Source organism: Flavobacterium suaedae (assembly GCF_014642915.1).
Lineage (GTDB): Bacteria > Bacteroidota > Bacteroidia > Flavobacteriales > Flavobacteriaceae > Flavobacterium > Flavobacterium suaedae.
In genome coordinates, this window is the sequence record NZ_BMJE01000004.1 from 269,495 (window position 1) to 296,012 (window position 26,518).

Here is a 26,518-nt window from a genome sequence, read left to right on the forward strand (position 1 = left end):
TATATAGCCAATATGTAATAATTTTACCCACGCAAAAGAGAAGGATTGTGTTTGGGAAACATAAAATATTACTGGCTGACGATCATAGTGTTGTAAGACGCGGTGTAGCTCTGATTTTGAAAGAATCACTTTCGGATATTGAGATACATCATGCTGCAGATTTTCCCGGAGTTATATCTAAACTAAAAACTACTGAAATAGATTTATTAGTGTTGGATATAAATTTACCAGGAGGGAATACTGTACTTATGGTTGAAAGAGTAAAAGCAATTCAGCCTTCTTTAAAAGTACTTATATTTTCTGCATTTGACGAAGAGCAGTTTGCATTACGATATATACATGCGGGTGCAGACGGTTATCTTAATAAACTTTCGGCAGAAGAAAAAATTACTGAAGCAGCAATAACCATTTTGGAGGGAGAAAAGTATATAAGTGAAAAAGTAAAAAATAAAATATTTGAAAATACACTTAATAATACTCCGCACAATCCTTTAGAAACGTTATCAGACAGAGAGATGGAAGTTGCAGCTTTATTAGCTAACGGCGACGGGAATCTGGAAATAGCAAACAAGCTGAATATTCAAATGTCTACAGTTAGCACATACAAACACCGTATTTTTGAAAAACTTAATGTAAATAATTTAGTTTCTTTGGTGGAGAAGTATAAGTTGTATAGCGAATAGTTTTACTTTAATGTTATCTTCACTTCTGTACCTGCATCTTCTATAGAGTTTATAACCATTTTAGCATCCATTATAATTAAAAGTTCAGCAATAATTTGTAATCCCATACCGCTTTGCATTGTTTGGTTTTTGTTATTACTGTCAGACGTTTCTGCAATCATTTCATTATAAAGTTCTGTTTGCTCCTTACTCATACCCCTTCCGGTGTCTTTTATTGATAGAATGGTTTCTGCCTTATTTTCAACAGCACTAAATATAATTTTATCGTGGTGGTAGGTGTTTTTTAACGCATTATCCATTAGGTTGTGTATTACTATAGATAGTAAGTGCCTGTTAACATTTACAGTAATATCACTACTTATGTTATTTATAAGTTCAACTTCTTTATGAGAAGCGAGCGTTTGGAAGAAGTTAATTTTTTCGTTAACCAGTTCTTTTAAGCAAAACGGAACGCTGGCTATATTTTTATCAATTTGCTTACTATATTCTAAAAATTCATCAACAAAAGCATATAGTTGAGAAGATGAGGTATATATAGACTCTACATCTTCTTTAAGGGCGCTATCTTTACCATCCATATTGTTGTATACATAACGTCCTGTTATAGCCATAAACTTTAGTGGTGTCTTTATGTCGTGTGTTATGGTTTTAATTAATTTTTTGTGACTTTCGTTTTGTGCAGAAAGATTGTTTTTAGTTTTTCGCAGGGTAGTTATAGTGTTACGCAGTTGTGCAGTTTGCAATGTTACTTTTCTTTCCAGCATTATATTACGATATTGTATATAGCGTAATCTCATTTTAAAAAGTATTAGTAAAATAATACTTCCTGTTATGGCAACTAAAACTTTAAACCATAGCGTTTGCCAAAAAGCCGGCACCACAGTAAAGTTTATGCTTTTATACATGTAGTTAGATTCAAAACCTGTCAGCTTTCGGGCTGTAAGTGTATAATTGCCGGGTGGCAGGGTAGAAAAAGCTACATAATTATTGGTTAGAGATGCCCAGTTTTGCGATACAGGTCCGGTTAGTTGAGTTTCTATATCCTGATTATAATGATTTCCGTAAAAGGGACTGGTAACAAAAAACTTAGCTCTCCCAAATTTACGGTTTAGTTGCAGGGCGTTTACTTTTATAATGCTGTCATCAACTTCAACATTATCAATAAAAATCTCATTATCCGGTTTTTCAATAGGAACCTCGTCAGGATTAAAATATACTAATCCGTCCATGGAGGGTAAGTATATAAAATCATTTATATATAATCCGCAAGGTTTACAGCCACCATTAAACTCATTAGTATTAAAACCGGAGTCTTTATTGTAATAATAGTAGTAAATACTATTCTTTTTTCCTGAGGCATACTCAACCAGTTGTTTCTTTTTTACTCTGAAAAGCCCTCTGTTTGTAGATATCCAGAAAAAACCGTTTTTATCTTCAATAATACAGTGAGAGGATAGCAAGTATTTGTTTTTGTCAAGAGGAAAATTAGTAATCTTGCCATCTTTATATAAAAACAATCCTTTTGTGTAGGTAGCCAGCCATATATAATTATTATCATCAAAAATAACATCCCTTATATGAGCATTTTCAAAACCGGGTATTTCCTCTACAGTATTATTTTTAAGATTCATTTTTACTAAACCATTGCGTGAGCCTACCCATAACTCCTTGTTATTTGCACTATAAATAGCTGAAGCACCATTTTTAAGCTTTTTATATAGTTTAGGTTTAACATTTTTTTCCTTAGTGTTAATCACATACAGCGATCCGTTCCTTTCCTCATTAACAGAGTTTACTGTGGCTACCCAAATTTTTCCATCATAGCTTTTAGAAAGGGTAGAGATATAGCTGTCTAACTTCCAGTGGTTGTAATCTTTATATCCTGATTTTTTTTTGAAATGATATAGGTTTATAAAACTTTTTACCCATATATCTTCATTATCATCTATAATTATACAGTACTTGTCGTTATACTCCCCAATGGGGATACTGCCAATATATTTTCCATTTTTAAAAATGCTGCCTGTTGAGGCCAAAACTTTACCTTCTTTAAAATCAACAAGCCCATAATAAACCCCGTCGACTCCTCTTTCCATTTTAAAAGGGGAACCTGTAGTTATAAACTCTCTTTTTTTTACAACAAGAAATCCTTTGTTACTACTGCCTAAGTATAGGTTTTTATTATTTTCATTATAATAGATAGAAGTGATATTGTGTGTGGAGTCAAAATCAGTATAAATAAGTTCAGTATGTAGCAGGTTATCTTTTTCTTTAACTATGTATAGATTTTTACCGGAAACTAAAAATACCTGTTCGGAAGTTTCATTAGTGTAGACCTTATAGTCTTTTAAGGGGAGATTTCTAAAAGTATTAGTAGTGCTTCCGTTTTTAGTTAAATGTATATAATTGTTGTTTTTTCCCTTTAAGTATAGTTTGCCTGATATACCGAAAAACTGTAAACTATCGGCGGGGGGTATGTAAGCATACTTGCTTTTAAGATTATATTCAAGGTCATATTGGCGAATAGAGTCATTCCCAATAATGTAAGTAGTATTGTTACCTGAAGCGAGTCTGAAAACATGACCTTTTTGTGCATAATGTAAACCTAAACGGAATTCAACATTCCATTTAAATTGCCCCTTATTAACTTTAATAGGTGGAGAGACTCTTGGGGTATCTATGTTTACAGTTCTTTCGCGTATAACTAAAAACTGATGAGAGCCGTTTAGGATAGTAATACTATCATTACTAACAGAACCTCCAAACACATACATCCTGTCTGAAACGAGGTTGTTAATATTTGAACTGTTGAATATTTTAAAATTTTTACCGTCAAACCGTATAATACCACTTTCTGTAGAAAGCCAAATAAAACCATACTTGTCAGGTGTTATAGATTTAACACTGTTTTGGGGTAGGTAATTATTGTCAGCTGAGTACCACTGGGTGTGGTATGCCTCCTGCCCTTTACAGAATACTGTAAATAACAAGAATACTATAAAAATATATTGAGAACTCCTCATTATAGTTTTTATGGAAGGTTGTTATAGATGTTTGAAACGAAAATATGCAAAATATAGATATTAAAAATGTGTTGTAGTAATAATTCTACAAGGGTATTAAAAATTCTTTACAGCGATATGTAATAGTTAGATATATATTTGCATCATAGATTTTCGTCCCCCCGAAAATGCCTTTTTAGTAAAAGTTGCGACAAGAAGATGTGCTCAATCCCAAGAGCGCATCTTTCTTATTTTTATATAATTATAATACTATGAAACGGCTTATAAATATACTTTATACTATTTACAAACCTTTTTCAAAGGATAATATCTCCCAGGGGTATATTTCTGAAAAGAAGGGCTTTTATGGTCTTGCAGGGAGCTTTTTTATTATTCTTTTAATTTTGGTTTTTGTGTGGCTATAGTGGGTAATACTCTCTGAGAGCTTAAATTGCTAATTGTTCTGGTCAGGCTTCTTAAAGTAACCCCAAGGTAATTAGCAATACCATTTTTATGGATTAATTTTAGTAGCTATACCCTAGCTTGTAAAATACCTGTAATAAAGGCAGGATATAGTCAGAGTAATACAGTAGAATCTAAAGTAAGCTCTATAAAAAGGGTTCGGAAATAGTATGAGATTATACTGAAAACTAGCTTTAAGCAGACTTTTTTATTCTTTTTGCCCGGCAATCATCATGTGCGGGCTTAAAGATAATATATCGGGATTTGATTCCGTTTTTTGAATCAGTTCAAGCAAGTTCTGCTTCTTTTTAGGAGAAAACCAGCTTTCAAAAAAGTTTTTATCTAACCAGCCCATACCTTCTACGGCAAAAATACCTTTAACCGTAAAACCTGATTCTTCAACTTCCTGCTTAAGTATTTCGGGACGGTGAAAATAAGCAGGGCCTAACATGCCGGGAAACTTTACGGGCGGATTATGCATTCCTGTAGAAATTTCTTCGCTGCACATACTGAATATCTCAGGGTTATGCAGCATACCGCTTTGTAAAGCAGCAAGGGTAGAGGCTGTATAGTTTATAGCAAACCCTACAACAATTCCGTTTGGTTTGCACACCCTGTAGGCTTCCTTTAAAGCCTGTATACGGTCGCTTTCCTTTTGTAAATGGTACAATGGACCATGAAGTATTACTACATCAAAACTATTGTCTTGTAATGGTAGTTTACCAGCTTCACCTATTATAGCTTTAAATGGTTTTTTACATTTTCTAGCCTTTTTCTCAGCAGCAGTTATATGTTTAGTTACAGGGTCTATTAATGTTACCTGATGCCCTAAATTACTTAACCATGAGGCATAGTGCCCTGTGCCTCCACCTACATCGGCAATATGGCTGCTCTTGTTTGAAATAAATCGGGAAATGAGTTCTTTATTACGTTCAAACTCCAGTGGTCCTAGCCCCAACTGTAATCGGGAGTCCTCATCACTTTTATTGTAGAAGTCTATAACTTTTTTATCGAGCTGCATAAATAATTGTAAAGCAGTAAATGTATTATTTTTATTAAAATAATAAAAAGAGGCTGGCAGTTAACTGCCAGCCTCTTTTGCAAAGTATATAGTAAATAGTTTACTATAACTTATATGTTTTTTACAGCTTCCTCTATTTTAGTATTGCCTTGGCTTATTTCTATAATTTTACCAATTGTACTGTTATTATCCAGCGCAGCAATAATAGTTTCAGCAACATCCTCTCGTGCTATCTCTTTATTTAAACCTTCAGGTGTATTATTGGCTGTAATTTTTCCTGTTCCCTCATCATCTGTTAACATAACAGGACGTATAATAGTATAGTCTAAACCGCTTCTTTTAAGCTCATTATCTGCATAGTGTTTCGCAACATAATAAGGTTTTATTCCTGTTTCCTCCCATTTTTCAGGAACATCAGTCAAAGCAGCACTAACAATAACAAATCGTTTAATATTATTTTGCTTTGCAGCATTCATAGCTTTTACTGCGCCGTCAAGGTCTATTTCCAAAGTTTTATCATGTCCTGTTTCGCCACCCGAACCTGCTGTAAAAACTACTGCATCAAACCCTTTAATGCTTTTAGCAATTTCTTCGGTTGTGTTTTCAAGACTTTCTACTACGGTAGGAACATTTATTTTTTCAAAAACTGACTTTTGCTCTTCTTTTCTTATAAACGCTGTAGGTTCAAAATTGTTTGATTGGCTCATTTTTTCGGAAACCATTTGTCCTATTTTTCCGTGTGCTCCTATAATAAGTGTTTTCATGTTATTTATTTTTATTTGCAAGGAATAAAAATATAGGCAGCTAATGTGTTAATCAGTAGTTAAGTTTAAGGCTTACAATGCTTTATTAAGAAAGTAATAGCACTATTTTGGAGTTTTTTATAAACTGTTTAAGTTGCGATAGCAGAAAACAAAAAACCGGAGAAGTGAAATAATATAGCGTTCACTTTTCCGGTTTTGTAATTATTACAGTTTTTCTTGTAGCCCTGCCAAGAATCGAACTTGGATCAAAAGTTTAGGAAACTCCCATTCTATCCGTTGAACTACAGGGCTGTAAAATAATTTAGGCTGCAAATTTAAATATTTTTTAAATGCAGCCCAAAATTACAATTTTATATAGTATGTATAATTACTGTTACACCATATCGCTAAGGTGTTCCAGCATATCATTAGTCATTCCTTTAAGGTTAAATTCGTGCTTCCAGTTCCAGTCTTGTCTTGCCCTATTATCATCTATGCTTTGTGGCCAGCTATCAGCAATCTTTTGCCTGAAATCAGGCTCATACGTAATAGTGAAGTTATTAATATGTTCTTTAATAGTAGCAGCAATTTCTTTAGGAGTAAAATCCATTGCTGAAAGGTTGTAGGATGAACGTATTTTTATGTTTTCGGCAGGAGCCTGCATAATTTCAATAGTAGCACGTACTGCATCATCCATATACATCATAGGTAAGCGCGTATCTTCTTTTAAGAAGCAGTTGTACGTTTCGCCTTTAACCGCTTTATGATAAATATCAACAGCGTAATCTGTAGTACCGCCACCAGGTTGTGTAGACCAGCTTATTAAGCCCGGATAGCGAATGCTTCGTACATCTACACCATAAGTCTTGTGGTAATACTCACACCATCTTTCCCCTGCCTGTTTAGAAATACCATATACGGTAGTAGGTTCCATTATGGTATATTGCGGAGTATTTTCTTTAGGTGTGGTAGGACCAAAAACAGCTATGCTGGAAGGCCAGAAAATCTTTTTTATTTTACCTGCTTTAGCAATATTTAAAACATGAAAAAGCGAATTCATATTCAGCTCCCATGCAAAGGCTGGGTTTTTCTCGGCAGTTGCCGAAAGCAATGCAGCCATCAAGTAAACTTCTTCTACATTATACTGTTCGATTAATGACTCTAACCTATCAAAATCAAGAGCATTTATTTCTTCAAAAGGTCCCGAAGCCATAAGCTCATCGTTCCCTTTTCGTACATCCGAAGCTATAATTGTATCACTTCCGTAAATGTTTCTTAATTGCTTTGTTAGTTCTGTGCCAATCTGACCGCAGGCGCCAATAATTAAAGTAGTACCCATGTAGTTATGTTTTTTCTTCGTGCAAAGATACTATTTTCCATTATGAAATCTATTGATTAAGTGGTTATAACCAATAATTTTTTAAGGCATTGTTATTTTTACATGCTTATTAATGCTATATTGTTAAAAAATATATCATTATAGCTTTCTGTGATAGTGTAGGTATATTTTAATTTTTTTAAAAAACAACACATTGGTTTAATGTTTGTAAATTTGCATCTCTAAAAACCTAGTATGAAACATATAAAGTTTTATATCCTTGCAGCTATAGTATTTTTCACCTTGATATCATGTCAGGATGATGAAACAGAACGTATTGCAGCTACTAAAAAAATGGAACAACAAAACGATTCTATCTTAAAAGTGGTAGATGAACACTGGAATTTTAATGTACCAAAACCGACTGCAAAAGTTGCGGAAAGTATTAAAGACTGGAATGAATGGGAATTGTTTACCTACGAGCTTTTTCATAAACCTACAGGGACTATAACAGCTTACAGGCAAAAAACAGAAAACCTTATTAATAAGGTAAACGATTTAAAGACTACTATACCGCCTTTTTATAATAAGCAACAAATAAAAAGTAGAATATTGGTGCTCGATACCAAGGTAAAATCACTTTATAACTATATAAATCTTGATGTTATACAGTGCGATAAAGTAACAGCGCTTATAAAAGAAATAAGAGAGGAAACTATTTCCATTCAAAACCAAATGGATGAAATGATACGTATTAGTGAAATACCGATAGAAGAAGGCGAAGCAGAAATGCTGAAGGCATTAGATACAGTACGTATGGCAAGCCCTGATAAAGTACAGGAACAAAAACAGTTAAACCCCAAGGGTATAAACCCTCCTTCGGGCAATGATAGTGTTTCATCCGGAGTAAAACCTAAAAAGTTTCCTTTAACTCCTACTAAAACAAAAAATAAGAATTGAAACCTCAAGTTTTAGATAAATACTTCGAATCAACAAAAATTAGTCAGATAGCTGACGCATTACAACAAAGCGGAAGCAAATTACACATAAAAGGGCTTATAGGTTCATCATTATCATTCGTGTTGAACCCTATATTTCGTAAGGCAGAAATGCCTTTTCTCCTTATTTTTAAAGATAAGGAAGAGGCAGCCTATTACCTAAACGACCTTGAAAAACTGATAGGAGAACAGGATGTACTGTTTTACCCCGGTTCATATCGCAGACCCTACCAAATAGAGGAAACCGATAATGCTAATGTACTATTGCGTGCAGAGGTTTTAAACCGAATAAATTCAAGGAAGAAGCCTGCGGTAATAGTATCGTATCCTGAAGCATTATTCGAGAAGGTAGTTACCCGAAAAGAGTTAGACAAAAACACGCTGAAAGTAGCAGTAAGTGACCAGATTTCTATCGACTTTATTAATGAAGTACTGTTTGAGTATGAATTCAGGAGGGTAGATTTCGTTACGGAACCCGGAGAATTTTCGGTACGCGGGGGTATTGTTGATGTATTCTCTTTTAGTAACGATAATCCTTACCGTATTGAGTTTTTTGGTAATGAGGTAGACAGCATTCGTACGTTTGATGTAGAAACACAACTTTCGCTGGATAAGCAGAAAAAAATAACGGTTATCCCAAATGTAGAAAACAAGTTTTTACAAGAAACGCGTGAAAGCTTTTTAGAGTACATAAACAGGAAAACAGTACTTATTATTGAAAATACCGAAGGACTGTTAAGCCAGCTTGATTTACTTTTTGGTAAAGCAGTTGAGGCTTTTAGTAAACTTTCGGAAGACATAAAACATGCCTCTCCTCAGGAACTGTTTCTTAACAGGGAATCGTTTATAAAAAAAGCACTCGATTTTACAATAGTAGAGCTAGCCTCGCAGCCGTTACTAAAAGCGGATAGTTTTTTTGAATTTCACATGCAGCCGCAGCCATCGTTTAATAAACAGTTTGATTTGCTGCTGGAAAACCTGAACCAAAACCATGCAAACGGCTATAAAAACTATATTTTCTGCTCTAACGAGTCGCAGGCAAAACGGTTCCACGATATTTTTGAAAGTCTGGACGAGAAAAATCAGCAGGACATACGCAAAAACTACAAGACAATAGTTTATCCTATATATCAAGGTTTTGTTGATGATGAACAGCAAATAGCCTGTTATACCGACCACCAGATATTTGAGCGTTACCATCGTTTCAGTATTAAAAATGGGTACTCTAAAAAGCAGACGATTACGCTTAAAGAGTTAAACTCATTATCGGTTGGGGATTATGTAACCCATATAGACCATGGTATAGGTAAGTTTGGCGGACTTCAAAAAATAGAAGTAGAAGGCAAAAAGCAAGAAGCCATTAAACTGGTATATGCCGATAATGATATTGTGTATGTAAGTATACACTCGCTGCACAAAATATCAAAATACAATGGTAAAGATGGCGCTCCGCCAAAAATATATAAGCTGGGTAGTAATGCTTGGAAAACCCTTAAAAATAAAACCAAAGCAAGGGTTAAGCATATCGCCTTTAACCTTATTCAACTTTATGCTAAGCGCAGGCTCGAAAAAGGTTTTCAATATGCGCCTGACAGTTACATGCAGGCAGAACTCGAATCTTCATTTATTTATGAAGATACGCCTGACCAGGTTACCGCAACCCGCGATGTAAAAGCCGATATGGAGAACGAACGCCCAATGGACAGGCTGGTATGTGGTGATGTTGGTTTCGGTAAAACGGAAGTAGCTATACGTGCTGCTTTTAAAGCAGTGGATAACGGTAAACAGGTGGCTATACTGGTGCCTACCACTATACTGGCGTTTCAGCATTACAAAACATTTAGCGAGCGTTTAAAAGATATGCCTGTAACTATTGGTTACATAAACCGATTCCGTACGGCTAAACAAAAGTCAGAAACATTAAAAGAACTCGCCGAAGGGAAACTGGATATTATTATCGGTACGCACCAGCTAACCAATAAAAACGTAAAGTTTAAAGACCTCGGCTTACTTATAGTAGATGAAGAACAAAAGTTTGGGGTAAATGTAAAAGACAAGCTAAAAACTATAGCTGCAAACGTAGATACGCTTACCCTTACGGCAACACCAATACCAAGAACACTACAATTCTCGCTAATGGCAGCGAGAGACCTTTCGGTAATAACCACACCACCGCCAAACCGTTATCCTATAGAAACACAGGTAATTGGGTTTAATGAGGAAATTATCCGGGATGCGATTTCCTATGAGATACAAAGAGGGGGGCAGGTATTCTTTATTAACAATCGCATAGAAAATATAAAAGAGGTAGCGGGTATGCTCCAAAGGCTGGTACCCGGCGCTAAAATAGGAGTAGGCCACGGGCAAATGGAAGGTAAAAAACTGGAAGAACTAATGCTAGCCTTTATGGATGGCGAGTTTGATGTTTTGGTAGCAACAACCATTATAGAAAGTGGTCTTGATGTGCCTAATGCCAACACTATATTTATAAATAACGCTAATAACTTCGGGTTGAGCGACCTGCACCAAATGCGTGGGCGTGTGGGGCGTAGTAACAAAAAAGCATTCTGTTACTTTATTACACCACCGTATAGCGCCATGACCGAAGATGCCCGCAAGCGTATACAGGCATTGGAGCAGTTTAGCGAACTTGGCAGCGGGTTTAATATTGCAATGAAAGATCTTGAAATTCGTGGTGCGGGAGACTTACTGGGTGGAGAGCAAAGTGGCTTTATTAATGAGATAGGTTTTGAAACCTACCAAAAGATTATGAATGAAGCCATAGAGGAACTGAAAGAAAACGAGTTTAAGGACTTGTATGAAGACGAAGAAAAACCGGAGGAAAAAGAATATGTAAAAGAAATTCAGATTGATACGGATTTTGAAATATTGTTCCCGGATGAGTATGTAAACAACATAACCGAAAGGCTGAATTTATATAATGAGCTTAGCAATATAAAAACGGAGGAAGAGCTCGCTAAATTTGAGCAAAAGTTAATTGATCGTTTCGGGCCGATACCACAACCCGCACAGGCCCTACTTACCAGTATTAAAATAAAATGGCTGGCAACCAAAATGGGTATAGAGAAACTGGTACTAAAGCAAAACAAAATGATTGGCTATTTTGTAAGCGACCAGCAATCCAGGTATTACCAGTCAGGAACATTCCAAAAGGTATTGCAATTTGTACAAAAGAACCCAGCGCTTACCCGTATGAAGGAAAAGCAAACCAAAAGCGGATTACGCTTACTGCTAACATTTGAGAATGTAAAAACCTTACCTAAAGCATTACACTTACTTGAAATGGTTTTTGAGTAGAGTGTTGGTTTATAGTAATAGGTTGAAATTATCACATATTTTGCTGATAATGAATGATACTTCTTAACTCTATGAGATAATACCGAAAAAAGGTTGCTTATATTTATAGGGTACATGCTTAATTTTTATAATTAGAATGAACACAAAAGATCTTATTGGTAATATCATTACAAATATTTTTGTTTGGTCTGAACTAGAGTTCGGCGGACTTGATACAGCATCAGTTTTTATAGAATTAAATCATAGAGATATTATCCGAATACCTTGGGGCATGGATGATGAAGACCTTCAGTGTGATTTAAATATAAAGGCTGAAAGTTTATTTGAAGACTTGAGTGATATTCCAATAGTGCATATAGCTCCTAACAATAGAAACTCCTCCTTTATAAAACAATTGCAAAATTTTTTAGGTTTAAATCTTCGAAGTAATAATAAATTTAAAATTACTAAAACGAAATATATTGAGAATAAGGTTAAATATCTTCGAAATCAAAAAATTGTAAATTTCATAATGTTTGTAGATTTTGAATCAAGAGGTTTTCTAGAGCTTGAAAACGGATACATAATAACAGAAACCATGGTTGCACCACATGGAACAGGAATGGCAGGTTTGAATTTTTATACCAGTATATCTCATTTTGAAGAATATTATGGTACTGATTATAAAAGATTAATAGCAAATAATTAATTCACCTCTTTCCACCACTCTTTTTGTGGTTCGTTGTTGTTAAGGTTGGTTTTTTCGCCTATCATTGGGGTAAGCAAAGGCATGTTTTGCTTTTTGGCTTCTTGTGTAATTTCTTTTATAGGTTCACCCCAAGCATGCAATGCCAGTGAAAATTTTCCCCAGTGTACCGGCATCAGCTTTTTGGTTTTTAGCTCGGTAGCCGCTTTTACTACTTGTTGCGGCATCATGTGTATGTATTTCCAGTATTCGTTATACTGACCACATTCCAGTATAGCTAAATCAAAAGGGCCATATGTATCACCTATTTCCTTAAAGAAATAATCATACCCCGAGTCTCCTCCTAAAAATAACTTCATCGTAGGGGTTTGTAACACAAACGATGTCCATAATGCTTTATTCCTGCTAAATCCTCTACCTGAAAAATGCCTTGCCGGAGTAAGTGTTACGGTAAAATCATCGTTTAAGTTTACTTCATCATACCAATCTTTTTCTTCAATAGTGGCGGTGTCATAACCCCAATATTCCAAATGTTCGGCAGTGCCCAGCCCGGTAATTACTTTTTTTACTTTTGGTTGCAGCGCCAATATGGTTTTATAATCCAAATGATCCCAATGGTCATGGCTTATAAAAAGGAAATCTATTTTGGGTAAATCATCAACGGTATACGCATCACTACCTTTAAATGCCTTAGTAGTAAAACTAACGGGAGATGCGCTGCCACTAAATACAGGATCTACCAATATAGTTTTACCATCAACCTGAATAAAGTAGGATGAGTGCCCGAACCATACTATTATATTTTCATCGGGAGAGAGGTTGTGTAAATCCTCTTTTTTAGTTGGTATGCTGTCTTGTGGAGTATTGCGTTTGTCTTTACCAAAAAAGAAATCTTTCATAACCGTATAGTAGCTCGTTCCTTCTGCTAAATCAGGGGTGTTGCTCAGGTTCTGAAATTTTCCGTCTTTATAATTAGGCGATTGTTTTATTCTTTCCAGCCGCTCTCCGCTTGGTTGCTTACCAAATTTTGGTTGTTGTATAAATATAACTGTCCCTATGGCAAGTACAGCTATTATAATAAGTATGGTCATAAATATTCGTTTAATAAACTTTCTCATATAGTATTTTTGGTAATTAAAAACCCTTCCTGATGTTGGAAGGGTGTAAAAAATAGTTTTTTATCTATATGCTATAAGTTTTTAAGGTCTTTAATTACTTTAAACGCTAGGTCTACTACATCTTCACTTACTAGTATAGTAAACTCGTATGATGTTGAAATTACTTCGTTTATAATAATACCCTCCCAAGCCAGTCTTTGGAATATGTAATAATATATACCCGGAGATGAAATATTGTCTTTTGGTAGTTTTACTGTTATAGAAGCAAGGTTCTCCGTTTTTTCTATCATTTTTTCATCTGCAAACAGGCGGTCTACCATTGGGTTTACCGATGAGCTTACTACAATATTGGTTTCATTTACTCCGCGCGATGAGGTATAAAATACTTCAGGGTTAGCTGTAATACTGGAAATAAGTTCGGCATGTTTGTTTAGTAGCGTGTCCGAAACAGCAAAAGTATAATCAGTAAGGGAAGAGCGAACCGTTATTTCGCCAATACCTTTTAAAACCTTTATTATTTTGTGATTGATACGGAAATCAAGGTCTTCGGAAAGTCGTTTTAACGACATTACTACAGCGCCTTGTTTAATGTCTTTTCCCAATTCTTGTTCCAGTTCCGGCATCATGTGTCTTGCAAGTGATGTGAGGTTAATAATACCTTGCGAAAGCGCACTAAGCAGGAATGGTTTTGTCTTAATGTAGTGTTCCACTACAGAAGAAATTGTTTTCATAAATTAGAGAGTTAGTTGTGTTGTAGATAATAGTATAAACAAATATACAAATTAAAACATTCTGTTAAATATTTAACAATCTAAAAATAATAAAATCAATTTTAAAAGTTTTATAAAATTAAATTATCAATATTTAGGCTAAATTTTTAAAAATAATTAATATATGTTTATTTTTTTATAACTAATTACAATATTATTGTTAATTTTTTTAAAAATAATATTGTTTTTATTTTTGGTGTAAAGTCTTTGTATTGAGATATTTATGAGGTAAAATGCCTAAAAGTGAAAAAAAGCATCTTTCAGGTGCTCAATTTTAAAAGTATTGTTCTGCTTTTGCAGGGCTACAATATCAAACCTTATATCTACATCCAAATCATTTTTTGTAATGTATTCGTCTATTGCTTTTACCAGTAATTTTATCTTTTTCGGTTTTACAAAATCCTGTGGTAAACCAAAGGCTGTTGAGGAGCGTGTTTTTACTTCTATAACGGCAAGTGTATTTTCTTTTTTGGCAATTATATCAATTTCCGCCTTCTGGAAAGTCCAGTTGGTTTCCAGTATTTTATAGCCTTGTTTTTGTAAATAGTCAACAGCAAATTGTTCTCCCTGTCTACCCAGTTCGTTATGCTCTGCCATTAGTTAAATGTTACTTGAGTTCCGTTTTCGTTTACTGTAAGGGTGATTTGCTTACCCAATACTAAAGCGCAATTGGTAGGCGTATGTCCTGCCGGGAAGTTAAAGCATATAGGTATATTATATTCGTTGGTTATATCTTTTATAATTTCCAGAGCAGTATGTCCCCAAGGGGTTTTATTATCATTCATATCATTCATACCACCAATGATTAACCCTTTTATTTTCTCAAAATAATGATTGCGTTTCAGGTTCATCATCATACGGTCTATATGGTACAGGTATTCATCAAGGTCTTCTATAAATAATATTTTATCCTCGCAATCCATTTCAGAGCGCGAACCTATAATGCTGTACAGTACAGAAAGGTTTCCGCCGGTAAGTTGTCCATTCGCTTTTCCATATTTATTAAAAGTATGAGGTGGTAATGTATATTGTAGCGTTTCTCCAAATAACGCTTTGCGCAGTGTTTCTTTAGTGTCGTCAGTTGCAGTTGTTACACCTGTAGCCATTACGCTGTGTATAGTAGCTGCATTCATGTTGTTAATATGGCTGTGTAATACTGTAACATCGCTATAGCCAATTACCCATTTAGGGTTTTTCTTTAATGCTGAAAAATCAACTAAATCAACCATGCGCACTGTTCCGTAGCCACCGCGAGCACACCAAATAGCTTTTACGTCAGGATTTTTAGTCATTGCCTCAAAATCTGCTGCACGTTCCTCATCACTACCTGCCAGTTGATTGTTCTCTAAACCTATACTGTTGCCAATAATTACAGTAATCCCCCAGCTTTCCAATAAGCTGACTGCTTCCTGTAGTTCATCTTCTGTAGTTTTTCTGGCTGTGGCAACTATGGCTACAGTATCGCCTTTTTGTAGGTATGGAGGTATTTTCATTTTGCTTATTTGTACAACAAACTTAGCGAAAAACCGGCTAAATGCTGTTGTATAGTAATGAAACCGCAAACTTTCTAACTTTCAACTTTACGACTTTACAACTATGTTGTACATTTGCTTTTAAATTTCAATTTTTTCTGATGATACAAGATCCAAAACGATATACTATTACGGCAGCATTACCATATACTAATGGTCCTATACACATAGGGCATTTGGCAGGGGTATATGTGCCGGCAGATATTTATTCGCGTTACCTTAGGTTACAACAAAAGGATGTGGCATTTATATGTGGTAGCGATGAGCATGGTGTGGCTATTTCTATGAAAGCTAAAAAAGAAGGCATTACACCACAGGAAGTAATAGATAAGTATAACGGTATCATTAAAAAATCGTTTGAAGATTTTGGAATTTCGTTTGATAACTATTCGCGTACTTCTTCAAAAGTACACCATGAAACAGCATCAGAATTCTTTAAAAAGCTATATGATGATGGCAAGTTTACAGAGGAAGTAACCGAGCAGCTTTACGATGAAAAAGCGGAGCAGTTTTTAGCAGACCGTTTTGTAATTGGTACCTGCCCGAAGTGCGGTAATGAAGAAGCTTATGGCGACCAATGCGAAAAATGCGGAACATCGCTTAACGCTACGGATTTAATAAACCCTAAATCGACCATAACGGGAACAACACCAATATTAAAAAGCACAAAGCACTGGTTTTTACCATTAGACCAGTACGATGCTTTTTTAAGAGAATGGGTACTGGAAGGTCATAAAAACGACTGGAAACCCAATGTATACGGCCAGGTAAAATCATGGCTGGACGACGGGCTGAAAGCTCGTGCGGTAACCCGTGATTTGGACTGGGGTATTCCTGTGCCTGTAGAGGGTGCTGAGGGTAAAGTGCTTTATGTTTGGTTTGATGCGCCTATTGGCTATATCTCATCTACAAAAGAATGGGCAGCGCGTGAAGAAAAAGACTGGGAGCCTTATTGGAAGAGTGATGATACAAAATTAGTACACTTTATTGGTAAAGATAATATTGTTTTCCACTGTGTAATATTCCCTGCTATGCTAAAAGCAGAAGGTTCTTATATATTACCGGATAACGTACCAGCTAATGAGTTTTTAAATTTAGAGGGTAATAAACTTTCTACTTCTAAAAATTGGGCAGTATGGTTGCATGAATATTTAGAAGATTTCCCTGAAAAGCAGGATGTATTGCGTTATGTGTTAACATCAAATGCGCCTGAAACGAAGGATAATGACTTTACATGGAAAGATTTCCAGGCACGTAATAATAACGAGCTGGTAGCTATATTCGGTAACTTTATAAACCGTGTTGTAGTGCTTACTAATAAGTATTATGATGGTGTGATACCGGAACCAACTGAATTCACTGAAGTTGATAATGCTACACTGGCAGAAATGCAGGCATATCCTGCTGTTATCGGTAGCTCCGTAGAACGTTACCGCTTTAGAGAAGCGTTAGGCGAGTTAATGAACTTAGCGCGATTAGGTAATAAATATTTAGCAGATGAAGAGCCTTGGAAGGTTGTAAAGGAAAACCCGGAAAGAGTACAAACACAAATGTATGTAGCATTGCAAATTGCGGCTGCTCTTGCAATACTAAGTGAACCATTCCTGCCATTTACAGCTAATAAGCTGAAAGGAATACTAAAACTGGATACAAGACCTGATTCTTTAATTGATATGGGTATTGTAGATGAAACACTGAGTTATAATGACGCTCGTGTATCTCCGCAAAACTTAGGTTGGGATGATGTAACCAAGAGAACCGATTTATTATCTCCGGGACACCATATAGGGGCTGCTGAGCTTTTATTTACTAAAATAGAGGATGAGGCTATTCAACAACAAATAGATAAGCTGGAAGCTACAAAAACAGCTAATGAAGCTGAAAATAAAGCAGTAGAACCTCAAAAAGAACTTGTTACTTTTGATGACTTCACGAAGCTGGACATTCGTACGGGTACTATTATAGAGGCAGAGAAAATGCCAAAGGCTAATAAGTTATTAGTACTTAAAGTTGATACGGGTATTGATGTGCGTACTATAGTGAGTGGAATTGCACAGAGCTTTAAACCGGAAGATGTGATTGGTAAACAAGTTACCGTATTGGTAAACTTGGCGCCTAGAAAGCTAAGAGGTATAGAAAGCCAAGGTATGATATTAATGACGGAGGATAAAACAGGGAAACTTGTTTTTGTGAATCCTGATACTGATGGTGTGGGTAATGGTGAGGTAATTAGCTAAGCTAAATCTTAATAAAATATATTTTTAGAAACAATCACACTATAGTTTTAGTGTGATTGTTTTGTTTAAAACATACATGAAAATTATGTATAAAAAGCTAGACATAAATAATTGGTCAAGAAAAGAACATTTTGAGTTTTTCAGCAAGTTTGAAGAGCCGTTTTTCGGGATGACAGTAAATGTAGATGTTACAAAAGCTTATGCTGCATCAAAAACTAATAACGGTTCATTCTTTTTATATTATGTACATAAAATAGCAGCTGTTGTAAATAGTATAGAAGAGTTTCGTTACCGCATTAAAAATGATGATATAATTGTTTACGATAGGGTAGATATTTCAGCTACATTAACCAGAGAAGATAATACATTCGGTTTTTCTTTAATAGAGTATAAGGAAGGCTTTACCGAGTTTACAGAAGGTGCTAAAGCCGAAATGGAAAGAGTGCGCAATACTACAGGGCTTTTTACCAGAAGTTTTGATATTGATAACCTTATTCATTTTTCAGCAGTGCCATGGGTACACTTTACATCGCTATCTCATGCGCGCAGTTATACTTTTCCGGATAGTTGTCCTAAAATATCGGTAGGTAAGGTAATAGAAGAGAATGGATGTAAAATAATGCCTGTTTCGGTACACGTACACCATGGGTTAATGGATGGCTACCATGTGGGTTTATTCTTTGATTTACTACAGCAAAAGCTTAATGAGTAATAAAACAGGAACCTATATAATGCAAGAACCCCGGCATTACTGCCGGGGATCCATCCAACTAAAAAATTACTAAACAATTACGATAGACTAATCCACCATAATTACTGTTGAAATTACTGCATAAGAATTACTATCTTATTTTAGTAATTACCTGTTGTACTTTATATATACGGTACTCGAGAATTCTTTTTTTAAAAATTTCAAAATAAATTAGCTTTTCTGTTCGCATATAAGAGTAGAGTGTATTACAATACTTATTTTGTTGCTAAAGCTTAATTTTATTTCGTAAACGTTGTGTGTAGCAAGCAGTTTTTTAAACGTTGCTCAATATTAACTTCTTCCGAAGCAAATATATAACTACTTTTTGGAATATCATATACTTATTTTTAAAAAAATGCGATATTTTTTAAAGTTTGGTTTTACTTAGCTTAACCTTCTTTTATTATTTAATGTATTGTTGTTCAGTTTTTTGTGTTTTTTGAATTGAGTTTAGCTTTTTTTATTTTGAAAAATTTAACACACTGGTTTATTAAAAGACGTTTTTTTATATTTTAAGGTGTCTTAAGCAAAGAGAAAAGAGCAGGATAATAAAAAAATCCCCTACTAAAAGTAGCGGGGGATTTTCTTACATCCAACTAAAAAATTACTAAAACCTTATAATGAAACTCATTATAAATTTCTTGACATTATTAAAAAAGCATTAGCTTTTTTCTTTTTAAAAGCCCCGCTACTGTTTGGTAACGGAGCTTTTATATTTTAAAATAAATTATTTACTGATTGTTTATTGTTTTGTAATGATAACCTGTATTAGTTCATCATTATCTTTTTAGTAACAACCTGCTGATTGTCCAGTGTTATTACTACTATACCAACTTGCTGCTGCGTGTTAAGTGTTGCAGAGAACTCAGTGTTATCAACTTTGTTGTTAGTATATAAAGTTTTACCAACCATGTCGTATACTGTTACAGACTCTATTGTTTGTGGAGACTGAATGTTTACAGTTTTACCTTGCTGGTATACTACAACTTCATTTTTAGTGATTTGTGGTACATCTGTACCAAGAGCTTCTATTGTATAGATTATTTCAAATCTGTTTTCAAAAGTTCCTGTTTCTGATGTAAAGCTATAATCACCTTCCTGAAGGTTATACGTTGTATCTGTAAGGTTGTCTACCAGGTATATTTCTTGTCCTTCTGCAAATAAACCGTCCATGTGGTCTATTGTAATTTCAAAAGTACCTGCTATTTCTGTAGAGAATCCTAGTTTAACAGTATCATTAACATCAAATATACTTCTTGTTTGTATAGCAAGTTTCATGTCTTCTTCATTAGCTTCATCTACAATTACTGTGTACAGGTTTACATCAGCATCAAGAAGAGATTTTCCATCATATCCGTTGTCATATCCATTAGTACTTAAAGCAGAGTGTGCTATAAGAGCCTGAGAGAATACAGGAGTAGCTGTTTCGTCAGCATTTACAACATTTAACCAGTAACGGTTAGTTTGGTTCTGAACATTTTGTTGTGCTTGTGTATCCTCGGTACGGAAGAAGTTGCTAAAGTTAACTGCATCACGCATGCTGTTTTTAAATACAAGCTCTTCGTCATTAATAGCTCTTACTATGAAACCTTGTCCTGTGTTAAGGACACCTTCTCCTGTAATATCAAACGGGTCTTCTATAAGGTCGTTACCATTATTTTCTTGGCTGTTTCCTCCAGGAGCGCTGTTTGCAACATATCCCATTTTGTTTACAGTACAGTATGATGATTTTGAAGGATCATTTGTTTTTCTCCATAACCATAGTGTACCTTGTATGTTTTGTATATTCTCATCAATAAACCTGTTAATGTTTATTGGAGAAGGGTAAGGGTTACCAACTAAGTTATGGCTATCATTACCACCAGTATATGTTAAAGGAATTCTTACTGTACCGTTGTTTGGAGTTCCTTCAAATGAACCTTCATAAACTGTAGGGGTTTCACTAGAGAAGTTGTTAGGTACACGTATTAGATATCCTTTAGCCTTTTCAAATGTTGTTGTTTCAGGGGCTACTGTGTTATATAGGTTTGTGTTCGTGTTGTATATGTAAAAACGATTAGTAAGTGTTAGCGGAGAGAACTCAAGTAATGTTTGAGAACCGCTTACGGGTGATGACCATGCTGTATAGTCAAGACGCTTAAGTTTAGAGCTGTTTCTTTTTACAGTTACGATACCAATATTTTGTACTTCAGTAGTCTGTATTAAGTTACTGCTGCTTTCAAATGTAAGGTTACCGTTTTCTTCTACTGTTACTGCATGTGTTACAAAAGCATCAGAGTTAGCTTCAAAAGTTACTGATACACCATCAAGTACGAATATAGAACATGCATAAAGGTCGCCACTGTTTTGAGTATAATCTCCTGCAAATATTACATCTGTATCAGCTGTTGGTTCACCGTTAAGCCACTCAGTACCATTCCATGTAACGCTACTGTCACAGTATATACCTTCACCTGATCCCGGTTCCGGTAATTCTATTGATCCGAATTCGTCAGCACCCATGTCAGGGTTAGCAATGTTTCTAACCTGTCCGTCTATATCAATTGTTATACCTGATAATAAAGTACCTAAGTTGTTTATCGCCTCATTTTCATCGCTTGCTAAGTGAAGATCTTTTTCTCCAACAAATACAGGTAGTTCATTGATAGAGTTTGTGTCTTTACCTGTAACAGATTGCCATCCTGAAAGGGTTGTTTGGTAGTCAGGATTATCTGACCAGTCTATAGAACCACTGTTAGATATAAAACCTATTTTATCAGTTGAGTATAAGTTATTATAGTCTAAGTGAGTAAATACAGTGTTTATTTGGCTTAAAGGCTTGTTTACAAGTATTGCAGTTCTTCTTAAACCTGTAGTTTGGTTGTTGATGAACATGTTGTTTCTTACATCAAGACCTCCATCAACATCAGAGTGTACATAAAGTGCTGCTGTATAGCCATTATTCTGTTGGTTAGTATTTAATACTATTGTATTGTTGTATATTTTATATCCGCCACCGTCAGCTACATTTATACCATGACCGTTTTCGTTAGCTGTTGTATTACCTTGTGCAGCAACGTTTAATATAAAGTTGTTTGCTACAAGAATATTTGCATTACTGTTTGTTGATTCAAGCGTTATACCAGCAAAAGTGTATGAATCTGTTGTTGTTCTGGTAAGGTCACGCATTTTATTTCTAATAATATAACCGTTAGTTGTATTTCCGGCTACGTGTATACCTGCAGATCTTAAGTCACCCGCATTGGTATCTCTGTATAAATTGTGTATGTAGTTTTCAGAATATTCAAACCCGTCAACATTAAAAAGGTATGCAGGCTGTATAATAGTTTCTGTATTAGTTTCAGCGCCTAAGTCGTTTTTAGTTATAACTACATTAGTAGTGCGGTTACCACCATTACCACCATTTACATATACACCTTGTTTAACATTTATAAAGTTATTGTTTTGTACTGTTAAGTTAGAGTTGTCAGCGTTTGCTTGTGCAATTGTTATACCGCCGTTATTGTCATTCTGATCTCTACCTGTATATATACCTGTGCAGAAGTTGCTTCCTTGGTTTTTGTTGTCTTGCTTAATCTTACAGTTTTTGATAGTTATATTGGTGCTTCCGTTTGAACCATTTGAAGCTAACCAAAATACACTGCGGCTTACATAGTTAACAATGTCTTTGTTTGTAATGATTAAATTTCTGGTATTATCTTCTGTATTACTACCGTTAAATGTAATGTAATCTGCTCCTTGAAATTTAAATACTGCAGATACACCTGTCCAATCGTTAACGTTTGAAGATTCTATTTTAGCATTAATACCGGTATTAGGCTTAAATGTAACAGTGTTTGCTGCTGAACTTCCTGAAAAATCCTCGATTACTATAGGGAATGTTTCACCCGAATTGTTGTTGTATAATACCTGAGTAAGTAAAAATGTTACAGGACCTGATACACCATTGTCATTTAAATAGTTAACAGCTTCAGTTATTGTAGCAAAATCACCACCGTTACCTACATTGTAGGTTCCGTTAAGAGCCCCTGTTACCGGGTTTGTAGTACCTCCGTCTCCACCATTATTAGTAGATGAAGTAACAGTACCGGATAAGGTAGGGCCATTTACAGAAGCGTTGTAAGTAGTGTTTCTTAATCTGAAGTCACTATACCATTTATTGTTTTGGTTATAAGTGTACAGTCTTATATATAATGTAGTGTTTTCACTCACTGTATAACCAGCAGGGAAATCAAAACTTAATTCGTAGCTGTTGCTTCCTCGTGAAAGACTGTTTACTGTTCCTAATTCAGTTCCGTTTGAAGGAAAAGAAGGTGAAGTAGAATATCTTACTTGCAGTTTTTTAGGGCCATTATTGTCATTTGGCGAGTTGTAAGTAAAACTGAAAGTAGAAGGAGTAAGGGTGTTACCTGCAGCTACAGAAACGCTAAACTGTGTGTAAAGGTTGTAGTTTAGTGCTTTAGAACCGTTAGGAGAACCTTGTATTCTATATCCTGACCAACTATCGTTGCTTAAAGAATTTCCTGAGCTTACGCTTATAGCGTCAGCTGTAATTTCGCTAACATTTGGGGTTGGTGCTGAAGTAGTGTTCCAGCTTACAAGGTTTGTTTGAGAATAGCCAATAAAAGGCAATAGCATTAGTAAAAATAATGTCTTTTTCATCTTAGTAAATAATTTAAATTTAGGTAGTTATGGGGGGCATAACTGTTTCTTGGTTGCGGGTGCAAATGTACTGCTATTTTTCTAAATGTTAAAATAAAAAAATGTTAAAATTTATATCCTCTTTTTTAATGTTTTGGCGAATATTTATTCATAAAATAACTATTATTGTTACTTATAGTTAATGTGTTTATAATCGTTGATTTTTGTCTTAATCCTTTAACTTGTTTGCAAAGGCAAATTTAGGCTGTGAAGAGGTGCAAAAATTCATGTTTTTATTCTCTTAAATTATATTGTAATAGTTTTTCTTTATTGTTTTGTTAAACATGCTGTATATTAGTGTTTTATATTTTTTTGTTTATTCTTTTTCTTACAGTTTTACTTGTTGTATTTTTTTGTGATTATATTGTTAATGTTTATTTTACAACAAATTGATATAAAAATTGTTTAAAAATCATATAGATAAAGTATAGACAGAACTATAAAATGTTATTTTTTTAAACTGTAAACCAGTTATTTAAATATTAAATGCATTTTTTATCGTTGAAATGCACTTTTTTTTGCTTTTTTATTCTTTTTAAAAATTAAGACTGAGCTTTTCCAAGAACTTTTTATGTTTTTAGCTTTTAGCCTTAAATAAATTTATAGCCTTAATTCTATAATCAAAATTACTACTTAAAAGCAGTTTGTACTTACTATTTTCGTTTGTGTAGGATAGTGTCCCGTTGTATGGTAGTTGTCCCTCGACGAATGGGAAAATAAACAAAACTAATCTTACAACTTTTAATATTATAGTTTAGTTTTTGATGATTATAGGTTTAGTAGTAGTTTTTCAAACTCTTTATCATCCTTAATTCCTATCTTTTTCTTTATCCGGTATTTTTTAGTAATTGTGCTTTCATATGATATTTGCAGCATAGAAGCTATTTCTTTATATGAAAGATTTAGTTTTAGTAAAGAGCAGAATTCTATATCATTTTTAGTGAGTTCGGGAAATTCTGAACTTAGCTTTTTTTCGAATTCGGGGTGTAGGTTATTAAATCGGGTTTTAAACTGCTTCCAATAATCTTTTTTCTTATTAAGCACCTCCAGCTCTTTTTTTATTTCTTGAAGGGTAATTTTATTGTCACTACACTTATTAATAATCTGGTTTATAGAATCTTGCAGATTTGCCATTTGCATTGTTGTAGCGGTAAGTTCTCGTTTTTTTTCTTCAATAGCCTTACGTTGATTATTGTTTAGTTCTTGCTCATGCTGGTGCTGTTGTTCTATAAGCGATTTTTCTGCTTCTGTATTTTTCAGTTGTTCTTTTTGCAAATTACTTCTGAGCCAGTAAGTTCTTAAAAAGGCTAAAACAATTAAAAATAAAGCAATGCTGCCAATAATATAAAAGAGGATTAACCGCTCTTCGGCTTCCACTTTATTTTTAAGCGCATCATTATTTGCTTTTAGGGCTATGTTTTTCTCCCTTTGTAATTTAGTTTGAAATTTAGCTTGTAATTCTTTTGTTTTTCTCTCGGTTTCATTAAAAGAGGAAGAGTCTACTAAAGTTATGGCTGTTTTGTACTGCTTTACAGCTTCCTTTAACTGATTAGTTTTATTATATGTCTCAGCTATTGCCATAACATATACCATTCTGTCATCAACATTACTTTCTATACTTTTTCTGTAAGGGTCTGTTTCTTTTATTATTTGTAATGCCTTTTGGTAGTTTTGCGTGTCGTTGAGTAGTTTAATATATTCACCGGCAATACGTAATACTCTTACAGAGTTTGTAGTGGTAAGGTAATTGTAAGCTTTTTGGTAGTAACTTAAAGCTTTTTTTATATCACCTTTCTTTCTTTGTATGTTACCTAATTTATTATAAGCAATACCCAGTATTTCCTTATCTCCAAATTTTTCCAATCCGCTAACACCCTCTGAGAGATATTTTAATGCAGCATTATAGTCTTTAATTCTAATATAAGTTTCTCCTAAGTTTACTAAAGTCAGGTAATAATTCTTATCGCTTTTAATTTCTTTAAAAATAGATAGGGCTTCCTGATATAAGTCTATAGCAAAATCAAAATTTTCCATTGCTAAATAAGCATTGGCAAGTTTTTGCTTAAGCCCCGCAATTTTATCAAGGTCGTTTTTGTTGTTTAGTAAGGCAATAGCCTTTAGTAGGTAATATACAGACTTATCGTACTGCTGCATATAGTTATAATTAGATGCCAACTCACCATACACAAGTGCTAACCTTGAAGAGTCTTTTTGTTGTTTTGAAATCGCAATAACCTCATTAAGGTGATTAATCGACTCTTTATATTTTCCTTTTTGCCGATATGCAATAGCCAAGTTACTTAATATCCGCTTTTTGTTTTCGGTATAGTTGTTTACATGGTTTAGCCCCTTTTTAAAGTAGTAAATAGAAGAGTCTGGTTTTCCGCCCATAGCATAGTAAATACCATATAAGCTATAGGTGTTTCCTAAAATGGTATCGTGTATAGGCTTTTTTTGTGCAAGAGTTGTGTTTATAATTACTAAAGCACTATCCGGAGCAGTGTGTAGTAATTGACGTGCTTCTGATTCAGCCTTTTTAAAATTATAAGATTTTTGGGCAAAAGCACTGAAACCTGCCAGCATTAAAAGTAAAAGCAATCTTCTTAACATAGGGGCGAAGAAATATTTTAGTTAATGTCGGAGGGAGGAATAGCAAATTAACAAAAATAAACGGAATGTTAAGATTAACTTAAAAAAATAATTTTAATTACTAAGGTTGTTAATAGCTTCGTATATCAAGTGTGATTCAAAACCTTTTCGCATTAAAAAATCAAATAGCTTTTTCTTTTTCTTAGTTGGATTTGTTTCCTTTATGGTATTCCATTGTTTTTCAGATAGTTCGTAAAAAGCTTCAAGATATTCATCTTCATCAATTTCTTTTAATGCAGAATTGATATTGTATTTTGAAATCTGACGAATTTTAAGTTCCTGTACAATACGAATTTTGCCCCAGTGTTTTATACGGAATTTACCGCGGGCAAAACTTTTGGCAAAGCGTTCTTCGTTTAAAAAGTTGTTGGTAATAAGGTGCGCTACAATAGCATCAATAGCCTGAGGTATCATATTCAGGCTTTTTAATTTTTGTACTACTTCGGCATGGCAACGCTCTTGGTAGGAGCAGTAATGCTCCAGTTTTTGTTGTGCTTCCTGTACTGTATACGATTTATATGTCATCCTGA

At 34.4% G+C, this 26,518-nt stretch carries 17 protein-coding genes and 1 tRNA gene; 6 read left to right on the forward strand and 12 right to left on the reverse strand.

All coding sequences use genetic code 11. The annotated features are described in order from the left end of the window. Nucleotides 1-47 precede the first annotated feature (47 nt). Entirely contained in the window at nucleotides 48-683 is a 636-nt protein-coding gene (locus tag IEW45_RS09555; protein WP_188621022.1) for a response regulator, read from the forward strand. A 2-nt stretch (nucleotides 684-685) separates the two neighbouring features. On the opposite strand, the gene IEW45_RS09560 is transcribed toward IEW45_RS09555, so the two are convergent. From IEW45_RS09560 to IEW45_RS09580, 5 genes are all read right to left on the reverse strand, one after another. Then, complete coding sequence (locus tag IEW45_RS09560) at nucleotides 686-3,706, reverse strand: sensor histidine kinase (protein ID WP_188621023.1); 3,021 nt, start codon at nucleotides 3,704-3,706, stop codon at nucleotides 686-688. Between the two features lie 649 nt (nucleotides 3,707-4,355). Then, nucleotides 4,356-5,168: a class I SAM-dependent methyltransferase gene (locus IEW45_RS09565; protein WP_188621024.1), complete on the reverse strand. Its 813-nt coding sequence runs from the start codon at nucleotides 5,166-5,168 to the stop codon at nucleotides 4,356-4,358. Between the two features lie 110 nt (nucleotides 5,169-5,278). Beyond that, a complete protein-coding gene (locus IEW45_RS09570) occupies nucleotides 5,279-5,932 on the reverse strand; it encodes an SDR family oxidoreductase (protein ID WP_188621025.1) in 654 nt (217 codons plus the stop codon). Between the two features lie 219 nt (nucleotides 5,933-6,151). Beyond that, nucleotides 6,152-6,223 (reverse strand) — tRNA-Arg (locus IEW45_RS09575). A gap of 82 nt (nucleotides 6,224-6,305) precedes the next feature. Next, on the reverse strand, nucleotides 6,306-7,250 hold the full coding sequence (locus IEW45_RS09580; RefSeq protein ID WP_188621026.1) for an NAD-dependent epimerase/dehydratase family protein: 945 nt from the start codon (nucleotides 7,248-7,250) through the stop codon (nucleotides 6,306-6,308). A 234-nt stretch (nucleotides 7,251-7,484) separates the two neighbouring features. On the opposite strand from IEW45_RS09580, the gene IEW45_RS09585 reads away from it, so the two are divergent. From IEW45_RS09585 to IEW45_RS09595, 3 genes are all read left to right on the forward strand, one after another. Next, nucleotides 7,485-8,189 carry a hypothetical protein gene (locus tag IEW45_RS09585; protein ID WP_188621027.1) on the forward strand — a complete coding sequence of 235 codons (705 nt, stop codon included), beginning with the start codon at nucleotides 7,485-7,487 and terminating at the stop codon, nucleotides 8,187-8,189. After that, nucleotides 8,186-11,545, forward strand: a complete 3,360-nt coding sequence (gene mfd, locus IEW45_RS09590; protein ID WP_188621028.1) for a transcription-repair coupling factor — start codon at nucleotides 8,186-8,188, stop codon at nucleotides 11,543-11,545. The genes IEW45_RS09585 and mfd overlap by 4 nt, the downstream gene beginning before the upstream one ends. A 136-nt stretch (nucleotides 11,546-11,681) precedes the next feature. After that, nucleotides 11,682-12,233: a hypothetical protein gene (locus IEW45_RS09595; protein WP_188621029.1), complete on the forward strand. Its 552-nt coding sequence runs from the start codon at nucleotides 11,682-11,684 to the stop codon at nucleotides 12,231-12,233. Here IEW45_RS09595 and IEW45_RS09600 read toward each other — a convergent pair. The 4 genes from IEW45_RS09600 to IEW45_RS09615 all read right to left on the reverse strand — a co-directional run bounded on the left by IEW45_RS09600 (nucleotide 12,230) and on the right by IEW45_RS09615 (nucleotide 15,611). Then, entirely contained in the window at nucleotides 12,230-13,348 is a 1,119-nt protein-coding gene (locus tag IEW45_RS09600; RefSeq protein WP_229665929.1) for an MBL fold metallo-hydrolase, read from the reverse strand. The two genes, IEW45_RS09595 and IEW45_RS09600, sit on opposite strands and share 4 nt — an antisense overlap. Before the next feature lie 71 nt (nucleotides 13,349-13,419). Then, complete coding sequence (locus tag IEW45_RS09605) at nucleotides 13,420-14,079, reverse strand: aspartate kinase (RefSeq protein ID WP_188621030.1); 660 nt, start codon at nucleotides 14,077-14,079, stop codon at nucleotides 13,420-13,422. A 276-nt stretch (nucleotides 14,080-14,355) separates the two neighbouring features. Further along, nucleotides 14,356-14,715 carry a YraN family protein gene (locus IEW45_RS09610; protein ID WP_188621031.1) on the reverse strand — a complete coding sequence of 120 codons (360 nt, stop codon included), beginning with the start codon at nucleotides 14,713-14,715 and terminating at the stop codon, nucleotides 14,356-14,358. After that, on the reverse strand, nucleotides 14,715-15,611 hold the full coding sequence (locus IEW45_RS09615) for a S66 peptidase family protein (RefSeq protein ID WP_188621032.1): 897 nt from the start codon (nucleotides 15,609-15,611) through the stop codon (nucleotides 14,715-14,717). Before IEW45_RS09615 ends, IEW45_RS09610 begins: the two co-directional genes overlap by 1 nt. A gap of 140 nt (nucleotides 15,612-15,751) precedes the next feature. Here IEW45_RS09615 and metG point away from each other — a divergent pair, with 140 nt between their 5' ends. Together metG and IEW45_RS09625 are read left to right on the forward strand one after the other, a co-directional pair. After that, nucleotides 15,752-17,887, forward strand: a complete 2,136-nt coding sequence (gene metG, locus IEW45_RS09620; RefSeq protein WP_188621033.1) for a methionine--tRNA ligase — start codon at nucleotides 15,752-15,754, stop codon at nucleotides 17,885-17,887. An 85-nt stretch (nucleotides 17,888-17,972) separates the two neighbouring features. After that, on the forward strand, nucleotides 17,973-18,599 hold the full coding sequence (locus IEW45_RS09625) for a chloramphenicol acetyltransferase (RefSeq protein ID WP_188621034.1): 627 nt from the start codon (nucleotides 17,973-17,975) through the stop codon (nucleotides 18,597-18,599). An 807-nt stretch (nucleotides 18,600-19,406) separates the two neighbouring features. Here IEW45_RS09625 and IEW45_RS09630 read toward each other — a convergent pair. From IEW45_RS09630 to IEW45_RS09640, 3 genes are all read right to left on the reverse strand, one after another. Then, on the reverse strand, nucleotides 19,407-23,300 hold the full coding sequence (locus IEW45_RS09630) for a RemA C-terminal-like gliding motility protein (RefSeq protein ID WP_188621035.1): 3,894 nt from the start codon (nucleotides 23,298-23,300) through the stop codon (nucleotides 19,407-19,409). 807 nt (nucleotides 23,301-24,107) lie between these two features. Next, complete coding sequence (locus IEW45_RS09635) at nucleotides 24,108-25,949, reverse strand: tetratricopeptide repeat protein (RefSeq protein ID WP_188621036.1); 1,842 nt, start codon at nucleotides 25,947-25,949, stop codon at nucleotides 24,108-24,110. A gap of 93 nt (nucleotides 25,950-26,042) precedes the next feature. Beyond that, on the reverse strand, nucleotides 26,043-26,513 hold the full coding sequence (locus IEW45_RS09640; protein WP_188621037.1) for a regulatory protein RecX: 471 nt from the start codon (nucleotides 26,511-26,513) through the stop codon (nucleotides 26,043-26,045). Nucleotides 26,514-26,518: the final 5 nt, after the last annotated feature.